16 protein-coding genes and 3 pseudogenes are annotated in these 19,942 nt (G+C 62.0%); 15 read left to right on the top strand and 4 right to left on the bottom strand.

What is annotated here, in order from left to right; genetic code table 11:
• The first annotated feature begins 78 nt into the window (after positions 1–78).
• Positions 79–2,292, top strand: coding sequence for a catalase/peroxidase HPI (gene katG / locus FJW10_RS18670; RefSeq protein WP_140901199.1), 2,214 nt, complete (start codon positions 79–81; stop codon positions 2,290–2,292).
• A gap of 68 nt (positions 2,293–2,360) precedes the next feature.
• Here katG and FJW10_RS18675 read toward each other — a convergent pair whose 3' ends face one another.
• Positions 2,361–3,038, bottom strand: coding sequence for an MIP family channel protein (locus FJW10_RS18675; protein ID WP_140643940.1), 678 nt, complete (start codon positions 3,036–3,038; stop codon positions 2,361–2,363).
• A 327-nt stretch (positions 3,039–3,365) separates the two neighbouring features.
• Here FJW10_RS18675 and FJW10_RS18680 point away from each other — a divergent pair, with 327 nt between their 5' ends.
• The 5 genes from FJW10_RS18680 to FJW10_RS18700 all read left to right on the top strand — a co-directional run bounded on the left by FJW10_RS18680 (position 3,366) and on the right by FJW10_RS18700 (position 9,038).
• Positions 3,366–4,655 carry an RsmB/NOP family class I SAM-dependent RNA methyltransferase gene (locus FJW10_RS18680; protein WP_140901200.1) on the top strand — a complete coding sequence of 430 codons (1,290 nt, stop codon included), beginning with the start codon at positions 3,366–3,368 and terminating at the stop codon, positions 4,653–4,655.
• A 94-nt stretch (positions 4,656–4,749) separates the two neighbouring features.
• The gene (locus FJW10_RS18685) at positions 4,750–5,211 is read left to right on the top strand and encodes a PaaI family thioesterase (protein WP_140833457.1); all 462 of its coding nucleotides are present in this window, start codon (positions 4,750–4,752) and stop codon (positions 5,209–5,211) included.
• 3 nt (positions 5,212–5,214) lie between these two features.
• The gene (locus FJW10_RS18690) at positions 5,215–5,853 is read left to right on the top strand and encodes a 5'-methylthioadenosine/S-adenosylhomocysteine nucleosidase (protein WP_140901201.1); all 639 of its coding nucleotides are present in this window, start codon (positions 5,215–5,217) and stop codon (positions 5,851–5,853) included.
• A 70-nt stretch (positions 5,854–5,923) separates the two neighbouring features.
• Positions 5,924–7,489 (top strand): glutamine-hydrolyzing GMP synthase, encoded by a 1,566-nt coding sequence (gene guaA, locus FJW10_RS18695; protein ID WP_140833453.1) that lies wholly within the window; start codon positions 5,924–5,926, stop codon positions 7,487–7,489.
• 292 nt (positions 7,490–7,781) lie between these two features.
• Positions 7,782–9,038, top strand: coding sequence for a site-specific integrase (locus tag FJW10_RS18700; protein WP_140901202.1), 1,257 nt, complete (start codon positions 7,782–7,784; stop codon positions 9,036–9,038).
• Here FJW10_RS18700 and FJW10_RS18705 read toward each other — a convergent pair.
• Positions 9,001–9,288, bottom strand: a complete 288-nt coding sequence (locus FJW10_RS18705; RefSeq protein WP_140833449.1) for an AlpA family phage regulatory protein — start codon at positions 9,286–9,288, stop codon at positions 9,001–9,003. The genes FJW10_RS18700 and FJW10_RS18705 overlap by 38 nt on opposite strands.
• Positions 9,289–10,107: 819 nt before the next feature.
• Here FJW10_RS18705 and FJW10_RS18710 point away from each other — a divergent pair.
• The 7 genes and pseudogenes from FJW10_RS18710 to FJW10_RS18735 all read left to right on the top strand — a co-directional run.
• Positions 10,108–11,031: pseudogene (locus tag FJW10_RS18710) on the top strand (DUF932 domain-containing protein); the annotation flags it as partial.
• A gap of 17 nt (positions 11,032–11,048) precedes the next feature.
• Positions 11,049–11,363, top strand: coding sequence for a hypothetical protein (locus FJW10_RS30495; RefSeq protein ID WP_181177576.1), 315 nt, complete (start codon positions 11,049–11,051; stop codon positions 11,361–11,363).
• A 262-nt stretch (positions 11,364–11,625) separates the two neighbouring features.
• Positions 11,626–12,417, top strand: coding sequence for an AraC family transcriptional regulator (locus tag FJW10_RS18720; RefSeq protein WP_246674305.1), 792 nt, complete (start codon positions 11,626–11,628; stop codon positions 12,415–12,417).
• A gap of 106 nt (positions 12,418–12,523) precedes the next feature.
• Entirely contained in the window at positions 12,524–13,969 is a 1,446-nt protein-coding gene (locus tag FJW10_RS18725) for a hypothetical protein (protein WP_140901203.1), read from the top strand.
• A 159-nt stretch (positions 13,970–14,128) separates the two neighbouring features.
• A pseudogene (locus FJW10_RS18730) lies at positions 14,129–14,758 on the top strand (DUF1403 family protein); the annotation flags it as partial.
• 31 nt (positions 14,759–14,789) lie between these two features.
• Positions 14,790–15,032 carry a DUF1403 family protein gene (locus FJW10_RS30980; RefSeq protein WP_246685876.1) on the top strand — a complete coding sequence of 81 codons (243 nt, stop codon included), beginning with the start codon at positions 14,790–14,792 and terminating at the stop codon, positions 15,030–15,032.
• Positions 15,033–15,034: 2 nt separating this feature from the next.
• Positions 15,035–15,710 (top strand): annotated as a pseudogene (locus FJW10_RS18735) (SMC-Scp complex subunit ScpB).
• Between the two features lie 193 nt (positions 15,711–15,903).
• Here the strand turns inward: FJW10_RS18735 and FJW10_RS18740 are convergent.
• Positions 15,904–16,467 (bottom strand): hypothetical protein, encoded by a 564-nt coding sequence (locus tag FJW10_RS18740; protein WP_140833389.1) that lies wholly within the window; start codon positions 16,465–16,467, stop codon positions 15,904–15,906.
• Positions 16,468–16,507: 40 nt separating this feature from the next.
• Positions 16,508–17,050: a hypothetical protein gene (locus FJW10_RS18745; protein WP_140901204.1), complete on the bottom strand. Its 543-nt coding sequence runs from the start codon at positions 17,048–17,050 to the stop codon at positions 16,508–16,510.
• 174 nt (positions 17,051–17,224) lie between these two features.
• Between FJW10_RS18745 and FJW10_RS18750 the strand changes: the two genes are divergently transcribed.
• Together FJW10_RS18750 and FJW10_RS18755 are read left to right on the top strand one after the other, a co-directional pair.
• A complete protein-coding gene (locus FJW10_RS18750; protein ID WP_140901205.1) occupies positions 17,225–19,150 on the top strand; it encodes an APC family permease in 1,926 nt (641 codons plus the stop codon).
• A 154-nt stretch (positions 19,151–19,304) separates the two neighbouring features.
• On the top strand, positions 19,305–19,865 hold the full coding sequence (locus FJW10_RS18755) for a sigma-70 family RNA polymerase sigma factor (protein WP_140833383.1): 561 nt from the start codon (positions 19,305–19,307) through the stop codon (positions 19,863–19,865).
• Positions 19,866–19,942: the final 77 nt, after the last annotated feature.

Consider the following 19,942-nt stretch of genomic DNA (forward strand, 5'->3'; position numbering starts at 1 on the left):
CCCCCGAGAATTTCGGGAAAAATCAACCTCGGCAAAATTCAACCTCGGCAAAAAACCTCGGCAGAATCGGAGACTAAGATGGACGCCAAAACCGACGACAACAGCGCTGGAAAATGCCCCGTGGCGCATGGATCCGCCGGCCGGACCAACCGTGACTGGTGGCCGAACCAGCTCGACCTTGCTGTCCTGCACCAGCAGTCGAATCTCTCCGACCCGATGGACGACGATTTCGACTACGCCAAGGAGTTCGCGAGCCTCGACCTCGATGCGGTGGTCGCCGACCTCCACAAGGTTATGACGGATTCGCAGGACTGGTGGCCGGCGGACTTCGGCCATTACGGGCCGCTCTTCATCCGCATGGCATGGCACAGCGCCGGCACCTATCGCATCGGCGACGGCCGCGGCGGCGCCGGTGCCGGCCAGCAGCGCTTCGCGCCGCTGAACAGCTGGCCGGACAACGCCAATCTCGACAAGGCGCGCCGGCTGCTGTGGCCGGTCAAGCAGAAATACGGCCGCAAGATATCCTGGGCCGATCTTCTGATCCTCACCGGCAACGTCGCGCTGGAATCGATGGGCTTCAAGACCTTCGGCTTCGCCGGCGGCCGCGCCGATGTGTGGGAGCCGGAGCAAGACGTCGATTGGGGCTCCGAAACCAAATGGCTTGGCGATGAGCGCTATTCGGGCGACCGTGAGCTTCGCGGCCATCTCGGCGCCGTGCAGATGGGCCTCATCTACGTCAACCCGGAAGGCCCGAACGGCAAGCCGGACCCGATCGCCGCGGCGCGCGACATCCGCGAGACCTTCGCCCGCATGGCCATGAACGACGAGGAAACCGTGGCGCTGATCGCCGGCGGCCACACCTTCGGCAAGACGCACGGCGCCGGTGACGCCTCGCTGGTGGGCGCCGAGCCGGAGGGCGCGGGCATCGAGGCGCAGGGCCTCGGCTGGTCGAGCAAATATGCCTCCGGCATCGCCGGCGACGCCATCACCTCGGGGCTCGAAGTCATCTGGACGACGACGCCGACCAAATGGAGCAACAACTTCTTCGACAATCTGTTCAATTACGAATGGGAGCTGACGAAGAGCCCGGCCGGCGCCCATCAATGGACGCCGAAGGGTGGCGCCGGCGCCGGTACCGTTCCGGACGCGCACAACCCCTCCAGGCGTCACGCGCCGGCGATGCTCACCACCGACCTCGCGCTGCGCTTCGACCCGGCCTACGAGAAGATCTCACGCCGTTTCCACCAGCATCCGGAACAGTTTGCCGATGCCTTCGCCCGCGCCTGGTTCAAGCTCACCCACCGCGATATGGGCCCGGTCGTGCGCTATCTCGGCCCACTCGTGCCGAAGGAAGAGCTGATCTGGCAGGATCCGATCCCGGCCATCGACCACGAGTTGGTCAGCGAGGCCGACATTGCCTCGCTCAAGGCCAAGATACTGGCCTCCGGCCTGTCGGTTTCCGAGCTGGTCTCGACCGCCTGGGCCTCGGCCTCGACCTTCCGCGGCTCGGACAAGCGCGGCGGCGCCAATGGCGGCCGTATCCGGCTTGAGCCCCAGAAGGACTGGGAGGTCAACGAGCCGGCCCAGCTCGCCAAGGTGCTCGGCAAGCTGGAAGCCATCCAGAAGGAGTTCAACGCAGCCCAGACCGGCGGCAAGAAGGTCTCGCTCGCCGACCTCATCGTGCTTGGCGGCGTCGCCGCGATCGAGAAGGCGGCGAAGGACGGCGGCACCGAGGTGACAGTGCCCTTCACGCCGGGCCGCATGGATGCCTCGCAGGAGCAGACTGACGTCGCCTCCTTCGCGGCATTGGAGCCGACCGTCGATGGCTTCCGCAACTACAGCAGAGGCAGGTTGCCGATGTCGGTGGAAGCGATGCTGGTCGACCGCGCCCAACTGTTGACGCTGACGGCGCCCGAACTGACCGTACTGGTCGGCGGCCTGCGCGTGCTCGGCGCCAATGCCGGCGGCTCCAAGCACGGCGTCTTCACCGACAGGCCGGGCACGCTGACCAACGACTTCTTCGTCAACCTGCTATCGATGGCGACCATCTGGGATCCGGCGGCCGGCTCAGAGCCGGGCTCGGATGAGGTCTACGAAGCGCGCGACCGCAAGACCAAGCAAGTGAAGTGGACCGGCACCCGTGCCGACCTGATCTTCGGCTCGCACGCGCAGTTGCGCGCGCTTTCCGAGGTCTACGGCTCGGCCGACGCCAAGGCGAAGTTCGTCAAGGATTTCGTCAAGGCCTGGACCAAGGTGATGAACGCCGACCGCTTCGACATCGCCACGAAGTAAGATCGTATCCTCCCAACGAAAAAGGCGCGGGTCATGCCCGCGCCTTTTTTTGCATTTATCCAGAACTATCAGTCTTTTTCGAAGATGCCGGCCTTGGCGACGACGCCGGCGATCGCCCCGCCGATCAGCGGCGCGACGATGAACAGCCAAAGCTGGCTGAGCGCGGCACCTCCCGAAAACAGCGCCGGGCCGATCGAGCGCGCCGGATTGACCGAGGTGCCGGTCACCGGGATCATGGCGAAGTGGATCCCTGCCAGCGTCAGGCCGATGACCAGGCCGGCAAAGGCCGTGGTGTGCTTGGCGTTGGTGACGCCGAGGATCACGGTGACGAAGGTGAAGGTGCCGATCAGCTCCCACAGGAAGGCCGAACTCATGCCCCATTTCGTCTCGTCCCAGCCATTGGCGCCGAAGCCGCCGGTGTGGCCGCCGGCCTGGCCGGAAACGATGATCCACAGCGCCAGCGAGGCGATGATGGCGCCGATGACCTGCGCGATCCAGTAGGGGACGACGTCCTTGGCCGGCATCCGCCCCGCCAGGAACACGCCGAGCGTCACCGCCGGATTGAGATGCGCGCCCGAGATCGGGCCGATCGCATAGGCCGCGGCGATCAGGCCGATGCCGAACGCCAGGCCGATGCCTTCCTGTCCGAGCGGCAGCGCGCCGCCGAAACCGCCCGTGACCACGGAAGCCGTGCCGATGAACACCAACAAGAACGTGCCGAGAACTTCTGCCAGATAAGTCTTCATTGCCCTCTCCTCATAGGACCCGTCAAAGCGCGTTTCCCGCGCCGCGAATCACTGCCGGAAGAGTATTCCCGCGGACAACACTTGAAAAGCCAAGGGGTTAAGCCAAGGAGCTTGCTTGTACCCGCCAGTCAAAGACATTAGAGACCTTTCATATTCTGGCGTATTGTTCATGTTTTCCGGCGCCGCCCCGTTTTGAAAACCGTTCGGCGAAATCGCCCGGTTTGAAACGTGGTTTCACAGCCAACGCGAACAGAACTCTTTCAATCCGGGCCTGAAACGCTTTAAGAGCGGACTGGAGCCAATTTTGTGGTGTAAACGGAAAACGGAATGCGACTGGGCGGAAGGCTGGCAGCGGCCATAGAGGTTCTGGAAGACGTCGACCGGCGCCACCGGCCGGTGGCCGATGCCTTGCGCGATTGGGGCTTGTCGCATCGCTTCGCCGGCGGCGGCGATCGCGCGGCGATCGGCAACATCGTCTATGACGCGCTGCGCCGCAAGCGCTCCGCCGGCTGGCTGTTCGGCGAGGACATGCCGCGCGCCATCGGCTTTGGCGCGCTTCTGTTGGAGTGGGGGCAGACGGCACAGTCGCTCAACGATGCACTGGACGGCGACAAATTCGCGCCGCCGCTGCTCAGCGCGTCCGAATTGAAGGCGGCGGCCGGGCGCCGGCTCGCCGACGCGCCCGACGTGGTGCGCGCCGATATCCCGGACTGGTGCGCGCCGCTGCTCGAGCAAGCCTATGGCGACGCCTGGGTCGAGGAAGGCGCCGCCCTGGCGCAACGCCCGCCGCTGGACCTGAGGGTCAACACGCTACAGGCCGATCGCGCCAAGGTGCTGGCCGAGCTTGAGGGTACAGGTGCCGCGCTTGCGGCGATCGCGCCGCACGGCATCCGTATCCCGCCGATCGACGGCGACGGCCGGCACCCGAACGTGCAGGCCGAGCCGGCCTTCCAGAAAGGCTGGTTCGAAGTGCAGGACGAGGGTTCGCAGCTTGCCGCGGCACTTGCCGGTGCCGCGCCCGGCATGCAGGTGCTCGACTATTGCGCCGGCGCCGGCGGCAAGACGCTGGCGCTGTCGGCCGAGATGGACAATCGGGGCCAGCTCTTTGCCCATGACGCGGAAAAGGTGCGCTTGGCGCCGATCTTCGAGCGCATCCGCCGCTCGCACAACCGCAACGTCCAGGTCGTCAGCAAGCCCGCGGAGCTTGCGCCGCTCAGCAACCATATGGATATCGTGCTGATCGACGCGCCCTGCACCGGCAGCGGCACCTGGCGGCGACGGCCCGACGCCAAATGGCGATTGACGGAAAGGCAGCTCGATGCCCGCAAGGGAGAGCAGCAGGCGATCCTCGACACGGCGCAGGCCTTCGTCAAGCCGGGCGGCTTGCTGGTCTACATCACCTGTTCGGTGTTCGATGCCGAGAACGGCGAGCAGGTCGCGGCCTTCCGCGAGCGCCATGAAGGTTTCGCGCCGGTCGATCATCGTCAGCTCTGGGATGGCCGCTTCCCTGGCCATGAAGGGGCCGCGCGTATCGCCGAAGACGGCGGCATCTCGCTGTCCCCGGCGCTGAGCGGCACTGACGGGTTCTATTTCCACGCCTTGCGCCGGACTGCCTGAGGATGTCCGCCCTTTGCTGCGCTGCAACATAAAAGATTGCCTGTCTTGCCTGGCTCTGCAATAAGCTTCGCCAGCAAATATGAGGCGAAGCGCCATGGCAGCAGCCAAGATCGTACCCGCTCCCGACTTCGAGGAACGCGTCAGGGCGTCCTTTGCCCGACAGGAGGCAATGGCCACCATCGGCGCCGAGCTGACGCTGGTGACGCCCGGCATCATCGAGATCGAGATGCCTTATTCCGCCTCGCTTACCCAGCAGCATGGCTTCCTGCATGCCGGCGTCATTTCGACCGCGCTGGATTCGGCCTGCGGCTATGCCGCGTTTTCGCTGATGCCGCAGAATTCCAGCGTGCTGACCATCGAGTTTAAGGTGAATCTCCTGGCGCCGGGCAGGGGCGAGCGGTTCCTGTTCCGCGGTTCCGTGACCAAACCCGGCCGCACCATCATCGTCGCCGACGGCCAAGCCTATGCCTTCGCCGGCGACGGCGAGGCCAAGCTGATCGCCACCATGACCGGCACGATGATGACGGTGGTCGGCCGCGACGGAATAGAAGGCTGATCCATGGCGGGTGCAGTTCAGATTGCCGGCAAGGCGGTTCTCTTCGTCATGGCGGTCGAGGCCGAATACGGCCCGCACCTGAAAAACCTGTTCACGCCGCTGTTGACCGGCGTCGGCCCGGTCGAGGCCGGTGTCAGGCTGAGCGCCGAGCTGGCGGCGTTGAAGGCCGAGGGAGCGCTTCCGGACCTGGTCGTTTCGCTGGGCTCGGCCGGCAGCCGCAAGCTGGAACAGGCCGAGATCTACCAGGTCGTGTCGGTGAGCTATCGCGACATGGACGCTTCGCCGCTCGGCTTCGAGAAGGGCGCGACGCCTTTCCTCGACCTACCGGTGACGGTGCCGCTGCCTTTCGTCATCCCGGGGGTCAAGGCCGCCTCGCTCTCGACCGGCGGCGCGATCATTTCCGGCGCCGCCTATGATGCCATCGATGCGGACATGGTCGACATGGAGACCTTCGCCTGCTTGCGCGCCTGCCAGCTGTTCGGCGTGCCGCTAGTCGGCCTGCGCGGCATTTCCGACGGCGCGGCCGATCTCAGGCACGTCAACGACTGGACGGAATATCTGCACGTGATCGACGAGAAGCTGGCCGCTGCCATCGACTTGCTGGAGCAGGCGGTCGTCTCCGGCGCGATCCGGCTGGGATAGGCCAAAAAGGACGGAAAGCCGCAGCGCTGAGCCCATTGCGCCGACTCGTTTCTTTCTCTAAAGGCTCGCCATGACGACGACAGCCAATCACACCGACACCGTACTGATTGTCGATTTCGGCAGCCAGTTCACCCAGCTTATCGCCCGCCGCATCCGCGAGGCCGGCGTCTTTTCCGAGATCGTGCCGTTCCAATCGGCCGAAGCAGCCTTCAAGCGCATCAATCCCAAGGCGGTGATCCTGTCGGGCGGTCCGGCCTCGACCACCGATATCGGCAGCCCGCGCGCGCCGCAGATCGTCTTCGACGCCGGCGTGCCGGTGCTCGGCATCTGCTACGGCCAGATGGCGCTCTGCGTGCAGATGGGCGGCGTTGCCGAAAGCTCCAACCACCGCGAGTTCGGCCGCGCCTTCGTCGAGATCGAGAAGGAAAGCCCGCTGTTCGAAGGCCTGTGGGCGCCCGGCCAGCGCCACCAGGTGTGGATGAGCCATGGCGACCGCGTCATCGAACTGCCGCCGGGCTTCAAGGTGCTCGGCAAGTCGGAAAGCTCGCCCTTCGCCATCTTCGGCGATATCGAGCGCAAGATGTACGGCATCATGTTCCATCCGGAAGTGGTGCACACGCCGGACGGCGCCAGGCTGCTCAGGAACTTCGTCCACAACATCGCCGGCATCGAGGGCGACTGGACGATGCGCGCCTATCGCGAGCACGCGGTCGAGACGATCCGCAAGCAGGTCGGCAAGGGCAAGGTCATCTGCGCGCTGTCGGGCGGCGTCGACTCTTCGGTCGCCGCACTTCTGATCCACGAAGCGGTCGGCGACCAACTGACCTGCATCCTCGTCGACCATGGCCTGATGCGCAAGGACGAGGCGGCAAGCGTGGTGGAGATGTTCCGCCAGCACTACAACCTGCCGCTGATCCTGGTAGATGCCTCCGACCGCTTCATCTCGGCGCTGGAAGGCGAGGCCGATCCCGAAAAGAAGCGCAAGACCATCGGCCGGCTGTTCATCGAAGTGTTCGAGGACGAGGCGAAGAAGCTCGGCGGCGCCGATTTCCTGGCGCAGGGCACGCTCTATCCCGATGTCATCGAAAGCGTCTCCTTCTCCGGCGGCCCGTCGGTGACGATCAAATCGCACCATAATGTCGGCGGCCTGCCCGAGCGCATGAACATGAAGCTGGTCGAGCCGCTGCGCGAACTGTTCAAGGACGAGGTGAGGGCGCTCGGCAAGGAGCTCGGCCTGCCCGAAAGCTTCATCGGCCGCCATCCGTTCCCCGGTCCCGGCCTCGCCATACGCTGCCCTGGCGGCATCACGCGCGAGAAGCTGGAGATCCTGCGCGAGGCCGACGCCATCTATCTCGACGAGATACGCAAGGCCGGACTCTACGACGCGATCTGGCAGGCCTTCGCGGTGCTGCTTCCGGTGCAGACGGTTGGGGTCATGGGCGACGGCCGCACCTACGAATTCGTCTGCGCTTTGCGTGCCGTGACCTCCGTCGACGGGATGACGGCCGACTTCTACCACTACGACATGAACTTCCTGGGTGCGGCCGCCACCCGCATCATCAACGAGGTCAAGGGTATCAACCGCGTCGTCTACGACGTGACCTCTAAGCCGCCCGGCACAATCGAGTGGGAATGATTCAGGCCCATCCCAACGTCGCCGAATTTGCGCCAGACTTTGATTTAAGTCACTGAAATCAAAAATGTTTTCGGCCAAAGACGTTCGCTGGCTATCGGCCCACACTCTTTGGCTTTGCGGTACCGGCTGACGGCCCTCCGACATATTGCCAAACGGAATTTTTGACAGTACCGTCGCGGTCCATAGGGCTAGTGACGGTACTTTTTTCAGCTCAAGATGCTGAAAATAAAGAAGAATTCCTGTCTGAAACCCTCCAAAAACCTGTGACGGTACTTTTTGAAAGGCAGTCGGGATGCTGACGGATGCCGCTCTCAAGGCATTGAAACCAAAAGAAAAAATCTACAAAGTGGCGGACCGTGACGGCATGTATGTCCGCGTGATGCCGAGTGGCGCAATCTCGTTCCGCCTCGATTACAGGCTTAATGGCCGCCGCGAGACCGTCTATCTTGGTAAATACGGCCGCGACGGCATCTCTCTGGCCCAGGCGCGGGAGAAGTGCCTCGATGCGCGTCGCGCGGTGAGGGATGGTCAATCTCCCGCTATCGAGAAGCAGCGGCAGAAGCGCCGACTGAAGGAAGCCAAGAGCTTTGGCCAATTTGGTGAGAAGTGGCTGAGCTCCGCGCCAATGGCGGATAGCACTCGATCGATGAGGCGCTCAATCTTCGATCGCGAGCTACTGCCGATTTGGCGCAATCGGCTGCTGACTGAAATCACACCGGACGACCTTCGCGCCCAGTGTGCCAAGATCGTCGAACGCGGAGCGCCTGCCACGGCAATCCACGTCCGTGATATTCTCAAGCAAATCTACGGCTTTGCCATCCTTCATGGCGAGAAGGTGCCCAATCCGGCCGATGACGTCGGCCCGGCATCGATCGCCAATTTCGTTCCGAGAGATCGCTCGCTCTCCCCATCTGAAATCCGCGTGATGCTCAAGATGCTGGAGAAGGTCGCCACCTTACCGACCATTCGCCTCGGCCTTCGTCTCATCCTGTTCACGATGGTGCGGAAGAGCGAACTTCAGGACGCGACTTGGGATGAAGTTGACTTCGAAAACGCGGTTTGGACCATCCCCAAGGAGCGGATGAAGCGATCGAAGGCTCACAATGTCTATTTGTCACGGCAATCGCTCGATATCTTCATTGCGCTGAAAACCTGTTCAGGCAACTCGCGTTTCGTGCTGCCATCTCGCTACGATGCGGATGCGCCGATGTCGCGCGCAACCTTCAATCGCGTGACTTATTCGGTCGCCGAACAGGCTAATAACGAGGGCCTGCCACTTGAGCCGTTCACCGTCCACGACCTCCGGCGGACGGGCTCAACCCTGCTGAATGAATTGGGCTTCAATAGCGACTGGATAGAAAAGAGCCTGGCCCACGAGGACGGGCGCTCGTCGCGCGGCGTCTACAACAAAGCCGAATATGAAATTCAGCGTAGGCACATGATGCAAGAGTGGTCGGACATCGTAGAGGCATGGGCTGAAGGAAGGAAACGGCCGGTCGTGCTCGTTCCGCCTACGATGACCGGCTTTGAGCCCGATCCAGCCCTTTGACAGGAGCGGTCTTTCGCAAATTTACATCGGGAGCTTTGGCGCGCTCGATAGGGACCGCCCGGCGAGCCCGCAACCACGCCTCGACCTCGGCCAAGTCCCAAACGACGCAACGAGGGGTCAGCGCGAAGCGGCGCGGAAACTCACCGCGCTTCTCCATTTCGTAAATTGTGCTATCGGCCAAAGGCACGATCTCGCGCAGTTCCCGCCGCCGGATCGTTTTCTTGATCGGCGTGATCGCGTGAGTGCTCACATTGCGTCTCCTCTGATTCAAATGAGGAGATAGAGAGCAATAGATCTGGAAAGATGGAAGCCGCCGTTGCTCCCTGTCGGACACCAGCGCGCCTCGGCGTGCAATTCGGACAGTCGCTCGTTTTGTTTCAATTTAGTTGGGCGACGATTTTCGCAATAGGTTGGCACGTGCCGAACGTTGCAATGACGGCTGGAAAATCTGGAATAGTCGGTACCATCGGGCTTCCCCGTAAGCCATTGAATATACTACACAAAATACTCGAAAGGTGGAGCTTTAGCTCGGCCGGCAAGCGGCGGCGATGGCGTGCATTTAGGACGGCGTCCACGCGCGGACGATCCAGGTCGAGATGTAGCAGCAGGCGTCCGACAGAATACTCAGGGACGCACCACAGATATGTCACGATGCAGAATGGCCATCCACAGGCCTCATGCGGACCACCGCAGGCGGGGACAGTCGGTCCCGCGTCCCGCCCTGCGGCCGGCGCTATGCTGACGCTCCTACGGCTGTCCTGATCACCGCCCGCGGCGGAGGCGAATTTCCTCCGTCCTGCGCGCGACAATCGTCATTGTCACGGGCGCGCACAGGACTGCGGTTTATACGCCGTTATCCTTAGGCGCCGTCTTTCGGCAAGTGGACTGTCAATCAAAAGTGACGGTCGGCGGCGCTCGGGCGCTTCTCGCACCGGTCTCCGCCACGCGACCCGCGTGGTGAGCCGAACCGCCCCGCAGTGCCAAATTAGAGTGAAAGTCAGGTCGGTCTGTGTCGTGACGGATTGGGTTCGAGGGAGAGGCTCTCGGTCGTCCGTCAGGGAGATAACCGATGAGCAATGTTGAGTTCCTGGATGCAACTCGTGACGTCAACGGCGGTTACAAAGTCGATGTCGGTCGGGGCCAGCGTATCGGTCGCGTGTCGTCGGAATGGTTTTCCCGACCTGACGATGAAAAGTTTCTTTCGTTGTCAGATCTGTTCGCGTCCGTGCAAACCCGCAGCGAACGAAGCAGAACACGGACCGTTGAGACCGCGGCGGTTCGTGTCGAAGCGAGCCGTGACAATGCTGAGCGCCTGTCGCTTGTCCTGCCTGGTTCAGCCGAGCCATTGGCGCCGACCCATTGGAGCTTTGGGCAACTTGCTGGCCTGATCGGCGCGCCGGCGACCTACCTGCGCCAGCTCCCGGCCTCATTGGCCGGCCTCAATCTTCAATACGGCTTGGCCACACATCGAGCCGAGCAGATCAAGACGCTTGAGACAGACAACGGTCGCATGGAACTCCGCGCCGTTACCGGTGTCGACTACGGCCGGATCCATGACCATGAGCTGGTTGGTGCCGTTCAGCGCATTGCAGGCAACGGCACCGGCGACACGCGATGGAAAGTTCCAGGCATCTTGGACTGGTCATCAAGCACATACAATCCCAGGGTTGATGTGACGAAGGATACCACGACGCTCTATGCAAGTGACCGCGATGTCTTTCTGTTTCTGGTCGACGATCTCAATCCGATTGAGGCAGGTCGGTTGCCCGACGGCGCGCCGGATCTCTTCTTTCGCGGCTTCTATTGCTGGAATTCCGAGGTTGGTTCCAAGACGCTCGGCATGGCGAGCTTCTACCTCCGCGCCGTCTGCCAAAACCGCAATCTCTGGGGCGTCGAGGACTTCGAGGAGATCACCATCCGCCACTCCAAACATGCCTCGTCGCGCTTCGCCCACGAGGCGGCGCCGGCGCTCATCCGGCATTCTTCCTCCAACCTGTAAGGAATGCTGCCGTGATAGTGCCGGTCGAAAAAGCCTTGCCGCGCCGCGTGCAGGCTGACCAGGTCGCGCAGGAGATCGTCTTGCTTCAGCAGGCGATTGTCGGCGACTGGTTTGCGCAGAGGAACCCCATTCTTGCCCGCAGCTGTCGCGGCAAAGAAGCCGGCAAGTTCGTTGATGCGTGGGGCGTTGTCGCACTCAGTCAGAAAGTCATCGAGTCCACGCATCGCAGTATGCCTCTACATCCCCTTGAGATCGTGAGATGGCAATGCGCGGTACCGACAGGTTTTAAGAATAGTCTAATGTTCGGTCGGATCGGCATTGACTGAGGCAAGTCGTAGGAAGGCCGGGTATTGGCGGCTTTCCACTGGTTGCGATTTTTTCAATAAAGTCACATCTTCTACCAACCCAGAGTTATCTGTGATTTGTTTGGCAATCGAAGGTTCGGCAGAACAACAGAACTGACGTGACGAAAGTACGAGAACCACTTTGAATCGTGCATGGCTTGGCTTTGAACCGAACGGAATGCGTCCTTCGCAGCACCGGACGCTTACTCATCAGTGTGAAAGCTGGGGACAGGTGCGGGTGGACATGGTCAAGAGAACCGGCCTCAAGCGCCAGGAGACAAAGATCTTTTGCCCGGGACATGTGTTTCTGTTGAATTTGCACGGCGCGGCTCGCAACGGCGAGAACTTCGTCGACGGACGCCGCATCTCCTTTTCACCGCGCCATCCTGGCTCGGTCGTGTTCGCGCCCGCGGGCATTGACTGGACCGGTTGGGACGAGGGCGATGAAACAGCCTCCTTCCTGCTGGTTTCGATTGAGCAGGAGTTCGCTGAAGAAATGTTCGGGGAAGCGGCGCGACACCGCCAGACGGCCTTACCGCCCTCAATAGGATTTCGAGACGCTCTGGTCGAAATGGCGTTGCAGAGGATCGCGATCGAGCTCAAGCAACCTGATCCGATCAGCGCCGCGATGGTGGAGAGCCAGGCCAAACTACTGCTTGTGCAGATGGTGAGGCTGAATGGCGCCTATCAAGAACCTTTGAAAGGCGGTCTGTCTCCATTCGACCTCAAGCGTACCTTGGAAATGATCGGCTCGCTATCGGGCGAAAACCTGACGCTCGCTGCCTTGGCAAGGGAGCTTGGCGTCAGCCGGTTCCATTTCTGCAGGGCGTTCAAGCAGTCGACAGGCAAGACGCCGCATGCGTTCATCGCTCAACGACGCCTGGAGAAGTCGTCCGGCATGTTGCGATCGACCAACCTGTCGGCAACCGAGATCGCGCTTGAGTGCGGCTTCGGGAGCTCAAGCCACTTCACCAATGCCTTCCGGCAAGCGTTCGGCGTTTCACCCATGGAATTCCGGCGCAGATGTAGGATCTAGCCCGACCATATCCGTTGGCAGCAAAGATTTGACAATCGGAACGCAGCCGCAAAACATGCTTTGGTGTTGGAAGCTATGGTGCGATCAGAATTGATGCGATGCTGAAATGGGCGAAGGCCTGTTTTGGCAACTGGAGGAGAGGGCGGGTCGTGAGGTGGATAAAGTAACGGAAGAGCTGGATGCGAAATGGGCTGTCCTCGAGGCGCTGGAGTCACTCTATCCCTGGATGAGGCCGTTTCGCTCTCGGCCGGTACGCGACTACGCCTTTCGCCTGTTTGAGGCGCCGGCGTCGGGGTCACTACCCGATGCCCGGAGGCAGGCCCTCGACAAGTTGTTGGGCGTCATCAGGAAAGCGGCGCTGCGATCTGGGCTCTTCGCCGATGCTGCCGCGCAAATCTGCCGTGATCTGGAACGGCGACGCGTGTTGCAGACAGGGCCTCATCTGCTTCTGCTCGTCGACCCGGAAGCCTATTACACGCATATCTTCAGCATGCTCGGCCTCGGCGCGCACGGCTGCTCAACCTATGTGTCCTATGCAGTTTCAACGGTAAGTCTCGTTGAAAGATCGCGTAAAGGACCCGGTTGGCTCGCCGTTGACGGCAAGCCTGTCAACGTCTTCGGCCTCAGCAGAAGCCAGTTGGTCGGTTACAATCTTTTGAGTGGACCCGGATCCTACCGATTTGAGCTGGTGCCTGTCGAGCCAGGTCCGCAAGCCGAAGCGGCGCAGCTTCGCGATTTCCTGCCGAGCATTGAATTTCAGCGGCCAGCGCATGCCATCAAGGCTGCTAATCAGGTGCTTTGGCCAAAGCTCTTCGGAAGCCGTTTCGCATTTCTGCAGATCGACGACGAGGACATTTCCGACCTGGTGGCGGATCATCTGTCAGACGCAGGTTCCTGGCTTCGGACGTGCCTGCTTGAAGAGCCGACGCTCGCTCCAAACATCCTCGCGCAACTCGACCGGCTGGCCACCGGCCCCTGGAGTGGGTGGTTGACGCGGTCCACTGATTTCTTCTGGTTCTATCATAGTGGCAAGCGTCTCCCGCTGCGACTTGCTGCGGGAGATTTGATCGATCCTTCGAACGGTAGGAAGGTCGCCCGCTTCACGGCCTCTGACATCGTGCCGCGGTTGGCAGATCGTACCCTCATTCCAAATTTTCTGACGGCTATGTTGGTCGTCTCTATTCTGCCCAGGGTGCGGGTCCTCGGAGGCAGCCACCAGCCAGTCTTCTACCCATTGATGCGCCATGTGGTTCACAGGGCACTCGGGGCTGCGGGCATCGCTTCCGATCTTCGGCAAGCTCTCGCGACTGACGACGTTTCGGGCGCTTGGGGACACCGGGTAATTGAGTGCGCCGATGATCCCTGCAAGCGGTTTTTGACCAGTCCGACCGGCGGCGCCGACGTTGTTGTGGAGCGCCTTGGCGCTACTCCGCTCGCCGAGGCATGTGGCAGTTTGACAAGCTTCGTGACCGACCCATCGTGGCTTGATCTTCATAGACGATTGGGGCAGGGCATGATCACCGCTGCCGATGACGAATGGGCTCTTTCCTGACAGGCTGTGCGCTGTCGGAAGCTTGGGTCCGATGGCTTTCAGCCTTCCAGTTAAAGGATTGATATTGCAAGATTATCATTCGTCTTGTGCCGACGACGGGCTGTGCGTTTTAGCGCGAAATTGATGGCATAAAGCGCACCGGCATTTTACCTCGAAATCATGATTCGCCTTGACCCCGCGACCGCTAGTCACGTCGCGCCGCCGACCGTCCCGCCCTGGGCGCTCGCCGGCGGCGCGCTCCATGACGTCGACGCCGCCTTCCAGGCCGGCGCCGCCCTGGGCGCGCTCGACACGCTTGCCCGGGCGCAGCCTGCCTGGGCCGGCGCCTGGCGCCAGCGACTGGCGCTTCGCTGCGCTGCCGCCAGCATGCGACTTGCCGACCGTGCCGAGGATGAAGCCGCCTTGCGTGATGCCTGGTATCTTCGACCGGTTGGCGCGGATCCCGGTCCCGCCGGCACCGTCTTTGGCGCCTGGCGGCAACTGGCCGCGCAGCCGCCCGCCGCTACCCCCGACCGGCTTGAAAAGGTCTTCGACCAGCTCGGGATTCATTTGGATAATGTGGCGCTCGCCGACCTTTCCAAGGACATCGGAGATCCGTTGGAGGCGCCGCGGCCAGCGCCGTTCGCCGCCGCTGCGATCGCAGCTCGCGTCGTCGCCGTGCGCCCCGATGCGGAGCTGTTAGCCTGGTGGCTGGCCGATCTGGTGCTGGCGCAAACGCTGCGCTGGCCACGGCCGCTGCCACTCCTGATGGCGCAAGCCTTTGGTCCGGCGTTTCGCGGCGAGGCTGGCGGCAAGCGCATCCGGCCTGGCGAAAAAGGCTTTGAACGGGCGGTCTGCGCTGCTTTGGTTCAGGCGGTCGGCCGAGGCCTGCCGGCTGGCCGCCGAGCTGTCACGCCGGACCGAGAAACTCCTGGCGGTGGCGTCAAAGTTGCGCGCCAAGGGCGCTGGCGACGTGATCTTTTTGCTGCTCAACGAAGACGCCGTCTCCGGCTCGCTGACCACGAAAAACCTGTCGCGTTTCGCGACGCGCCGGCTGTTCGACCTCCGGCTGTTTGGGCTGTAGCGATGAGCCAAGCCTCCGTTCGCCGCAAGCCTAACGAGCAACCGGCACTGCTGGACACTGAGCTCGAGCACCTGCCGCCGGAACTGCGCTGGCGCGAGTGGATGGGCCGCGTCGAAGTGGTGATCTTTGCCGCCAGCGAACCGGGGCCGCGCGAGGTGCTGGCGCGTGGTAGGCAGAAGCTGCAATCTCGACTTGGTCATCGACGACATCCGCGCCGAGCTCTCCGGCCGCCCTTATGAGCTGGTGTCTGTCGCCGGCGGCTGGCAGCACCGCACGAAAAAAGCCTTTGGAGATGTTATCCGCAGTGCATTCGGCTCAGCCGGACAGGAGGCGAAAGAATTATCGCAGGCGGAGGCGCTTGTCTTGATGTGCATCGCCTATTTCCAGCCGATCACCCGTGGCGAGCTGTCTTCCTTCTTCGGCAAGGAGGTGTCGCGCGACCTGATCGGCGTGCTGCGCGCGCAGCAGCTGATCGCCGCAGGGCCGCGCAGCCCGCAGCCGGGCGCGCCCTACACCTATGTAACGACCAAAACGTTTCTGTCGCAGTTCGGGCTCGACACGCTGCGCCAGCTGCCGGATTTCGAGGCGCTCGAGGACGCAGGGCTGCTGTCGAAAGAGAAGCTGCTGGCCGGCGATATTCCAGCCGGGTTGGCTAACGGGGAGGGCGAGAGGATATAGTTGAGGACCAAGCGTTTTGAGCGGGTCGCTGCGCCCTTAACGACAGGTGGTATCACGATCAGCACGACTGATCGTGTGGCAGCCGATGATCGGGGTCATGAACGGCGATGCTGTCGCCTTCGACAAGATTGGCGGAAAGATATTGATGCCCCGCCGGACGACGCAGCAACGGAATGCACGATCTGTGGTCTGGCTACAACGTATCTGCGTGCCGGTAGGCCACCACACGGTCCAGGAGTTCAGCAAAGCGGTTATTATCCTGGGCCATCTTCCAGAAATTCACGAAACGGCAGACCAGCTGAACATTGCCGATCGAATAGTGGCCGTAGCTGTCAATCCGGTCCGGAGAGACGAGCATATCGCTATCGCAATCGTCCTGCCCATGCAGATGCATCGTAAGACCGGTGATAGCGCATTTCCCCTTATGCTCCGCGCAGAGGCTGGCAAGATGAGCCTTCATCTCGGCCTCGGAACAATGGAGTTCCTTGTTCTTCAAGGTTTTGAAGACCTTCTGACCATTCGAATTCGCAACCGCGCCCGTGATCGAGAGCATGAGGTTTGCGAGAGTGAGCTCATGCAGCGACACGCTCGATCCGAGGGCCTTCCCTTTGTGCACGCCGAGGCGTCCTTCCCACTTTGGGCGCGAATGCCACGGAGTGAGGTCACCTTCGTCGATGAGGGACTGTACACAGGCCTTCATATCGGCATTGGCGACGCTGAACATCGCTGCCATTGAGGAGACATAGTCCTTCGCCACGGGATGGATCGTCTTCCATGATAACGGCTTCATCTTCTTGTTATGGCGGGACCCTTATGGGGTCGTGGCCGTCGTCGTCGCCGTGGCAGCGGCCTGCGCGTCGATCTTGCTCGCCAGCATGGCCTTCGCCGCAGCCGTCACGTCCGCGTCGACCGCCTTGTTGGCCATGCCGGCAAGGGCGGCGTCCAAAGATGCATCGGTGGGAGGCGGTGCGCTTCCAGATGCGGCCTGGGGCATCGGTGGCCGACTGGTTGTCGGCTGTGATTGCGGTGTTCTGGGCATCAATCTGCGCCTGAACGTGGGCGATCTGCGCATCGAGAGCCGCCTGCTGTTCGGGCGTGAAGCCAGTCGTGGCGATCGCGTTGAGGTCGGCGAGCTGCTGAGTGAGGCCGGTGAGCTTGCTCTGGTCGGCGGCCAGTTGGGCGTTTGCCGCGTCGAGCTTGGCCTGCGCGTTCTGGGCCGCGCCCAGAGGCGGAATCCAAGCGCAAGAAATTCCGCTTCGTTTCCAGGTTGTTGACGGCCGATCCGTTGCAACAAAGCCAAAAAAATACAACGAAATATTTCTGAGGATCGCTTCGGTCACGAATCATTTTGCGCGTGAAGGCGGCTTGGACTATTTCGGTCGCGAGGGAATCGTTGAGGCGAGCCGATACTCGGTTTCTCCACCGAAGTGCCAAGCGCCTCCAGTCGCGCGCTCGGTCGTCGAGGAACATTCTTCCCTCCGCACTCTTCGGGAGACGTTTCTCGGGATCGTGACATGTCGATACTTGGATGGATTCTTGGCCGCCGGCTGGCCAATCAGGAATGGTCGCAGCGCAAGATCGGCGTTTTCGAAGGCGTGGCGGCCATGGGCCTCGATGGGCTGGGTTCCTCGGCCTATGGTCCGGAAGCGGCACTCACCATCCTGATCCCGCTCGGCGCGGCCGGCCTCGGCTATATCGGCCCGATCATGGGCGCCATAGTCGGCCTGCTCGCCGTCCTTTATCTTTCTTACCGCCAGACCATTGCGGCCTATCCCAGCAATGGCGGCGCCTACATCGTTTCGCGCGAAAACCTTGGCCGCAATGCCAGCCTGCTCGCCGCTTCTGCGCTGATGGTCGACTACGTGCTCAACGTTGCCGTCGGCATCTCCGCAGGCGTCGGCGCGCTGGTTTCGGCGCTACCCTCGCTGCACTCCTACACGCTGTGGCTTTGCCTTGGCATCCTGCTTCTGGTGACGATCGTCAACCTGCGCGGCACGCTGGATGCCGGGCGGCTGTTTGCGTTGCCCACCTATCTCTTTGTGGCGAGCTTTCTGGCGATCCTTGCGATAGGTGTCTGGAAGACGAGCCTATCGGGCGGTCAGCCGTCGCCGGCGATTCCGCCGCCGCCGCTACCCCAGCAGACCGGGAGCGTGAGCCTGCTGCTCTTGATGCACGCCTTCGCCAGCGGCTGCACGGCGATGACCGGTGTCGAGGCGGTCAGCAACGGCATGACCGCCTTCAAGGATCCGCCCGTCAGGCACGGCCGCCGCACATTGGCGGCGATCTGCCTGATCCTGGGGCTCTTGCTCGGCGGTATCGCCTTCCTGTCGGCACGCTATCGCATCGGCGCGATGGACCAGGAGAAGGACGGCTATCAAAGCGTTCTTTCGCAGCTTGCGCATGCCGTGGTTGGCGACGGTATTTTCTATTACGTCGCCATCGGCAGCCTGCTCTGCGTGCTGGCGCTTTCGGCCAACACCAGCTTCGTCGACTTTCCCCGCCTTTGCCGCATGGTGGCTGAAGACGGGTATCTTCCCAGGCCCTTCGCAATGGTCGGCCGCCGGCTGGTTTTCTCTGTCGGCATCCTCTACCTCGGACTGACCACGGGGCTGCTGCTGGTGGTGTTTGGCGGCATCACCGACCATCTGATCCCGCTCTTCGCCATCGGCGCCTTTCTGACCTTCACGCTGTCGCAGACCGGCATGGTGCTGCATTGGGTGAGGGCGTTGCGGATGGAGAGGGGCCCGAAGCGCGCTGGCGATCGCATGCATCTGGCGATCAATGCGCTCGGCGGCGCCATCACCGCCGTGGCGCTCGCCGTGATCGTCATCGCCAAATTCAGGGAGGGAGCCTGGATAACGGTGATCGTTATTCCTCTGGTTATCCTGCTCCTGCGGCTGGTGCGGCGCTATTACGACCATCTTGAGGCCGGTTTGCGCGAGCCCGGAAAGCTCAATCTCGGCAACACTCAGCCGCCTGTCGTTCTCGTCGTGACTCAGCGATGGAACAGGATGGCGGACAAGGCGCTCTCCTTTGCCTTTCAGGTATCGAAAGATGTCATTGCCGTCCATGTGGCGCGTCTGTCGGGTGGAGAGAGCGAGGAAGAGCGCGCAATTCGTGGGAGGTGGTCGAAGGATGTGGAAGCGCCGGCGAAGGCGGCTGGCCTGCGCCCGCCCCGCCTCGTTCTCCTGAATGCCGACTACCGGCTGATGTACGAGCCATTGCTGAAGGAGATCGGGGTGCTGCGAGAGGAGTTCGATGGCCGCACCGTTGCGGTGCTGCTTCCCGAGGTCGTGCCGCCCAATTGGTGGCAGTACATCCTGCATACCCATCGCGCCCGCCGACTGCACGCCAAACTGCTCGAGTTCGGCGGATCGGACATCGCGATCATTTCCATGCCTTGGTATGTCGAGGAACCGAGGATCGAAGCGACCCATTGAAATGTTGCCGCTCCATCGATGGAGCCCCTTGGCCAAAAGTTTCGGCCGAACGATGGAAACAGGAACGTTCCTTTTTCTCAGGCATTTTCCCTAGTCTGCATCTCATCCACTCCTGTTTGCTGGGTCCGGAAAATTGTCATCTAGAGAGCATAATTTGTCGAACCCTGACGGCGGTGAGATCTCCGTCGTCGATCTTATTCCTGCCTTGCGGGCTTTTGCGCGAACGTTCTGTCGGGCGCCCGACGATGCCGACGATCTCGTGCAGGAGACACTGGCCAAGGGACTTGCCAACCTGGACAAGTTCGAGCCGGGCACGCGCCTGAAGTCCTGGCTCTTCACGATAATGCGCAACACGCATTACACGCGCATCAAAGCCGCGGCCAGGGAGGCTCCTGGGCTGCTTGACTGCGCCTCCAGCCGGCCGATTTCGGAGCCGTCGCAGGATTGGTCCGTCCAAAGCAAGGAAGTGCATCAAGCCATCCAGAAACTGCCGTCCCATCAGCGTGAGGTTCTGGTGCTGATCGGTGTGCTGGGCGTAAGCTACGAAGAAACTGCTGAGATATGCGGTTGCGCGGTCGGCACCGTCAAAAGCCGTCTCAATCGTGCTCGTGCCGGTGTTCTTGAGTTCCTCGGGGAAAGCTCGCCGCGGGCGCTGATCGAGCGACGACGTCAATTTTCGGACGACCATTGGGATACCGAAGCCGCAAGACGCTAGAGCAGCGCCGAGAGTATGAGCGGTTTTCCGTCCGGAATTGCGTAAAAACAAAGAGATAGGGCGTTTCGGCGTGAAAC

This window comes from Mesorhizobium sp. B4-1-1, assembly GCF_006439375.1.
Lineage (GTDB): Bacteria > Pseudomonadota > Alphaproteobacteria > Rhizobiales > Rhizobiaceae > Mesorhizobium.

Excerpts from the sequence above, each read along its gene's own strand:
- katG (WP_140901199.1), top strand. The coding sequence starts at position 79 with ATGGACGCCAAAACCGACGACAACAGCGCTGGAAAATGCCCCGTGGCG.
- FJW10_RS18675 (WP_140643940.1), bottom strand. The coding sequence starts at position 3,038 with ATGAAGACTTATCTGGCAGAAGTTCTCGGCACGTTCTTGTTGGTGTTC.
- FJW10_RS18680 (WP_140901200.1), top strand. The coding sequence starts at position 3,366 with ATGCGACTGGGCGGAAGGCTGGCAGCGGCCATAGAGGTTCTGGAAGAC.
- FJW10_RS18685 (WP_140833457.1), top strand. The coding sequence starts at position 4,750 with ATGGCAGCAGCCAAGATCGTACCCGCTCCCGACTTCGAGGAACGCGTC.
- FJW10_RS18690 (WP_140901201.1), top strand. The coding sequence starts at position 5,215 with ATGGCGGGTGCAGTTCAGATTGCCGGCAAGGCGGTTCTCTTCGTCATG.
- guaA (WP_140833453.1), top strand. The coding sequence starts at position 5,924 with ATGACGACGACAGCCAATCACACCGACACCGTACTGATTGTCGATTTC.
- FJW10_RS18700 (WP_140901202.1), top strand. The coding sequence starts at position 7,782 with ATGCTGACGGATGCCGCTCTCAAGGCATTGAAACCAAAAGAAAAAATC.
- FJW10_RS18720 (WP_246674305.1), top strand. The coding sequence starts at position 11,626 with ATGGTCAAGAGAACCGGCCTCAAGCGCCAGGAGACAAAGATCTTTTGC.
- FJW10_RS18725 (WP_140901203.1), top strand. The coding sequence starts at position 12,524 with ATGGGCGAAGGCCTGTTTTGGCAACTGGAGGAGAGGGCGGGTCGTGAG.
- FJW10_RS18750 (WP_140901205.1), top strand. The coding sequence starts at position 17,225 with ATGTCGATACTTGGATGGATTCTTGGCCGCCGGCTGGCCAATCAGGAA.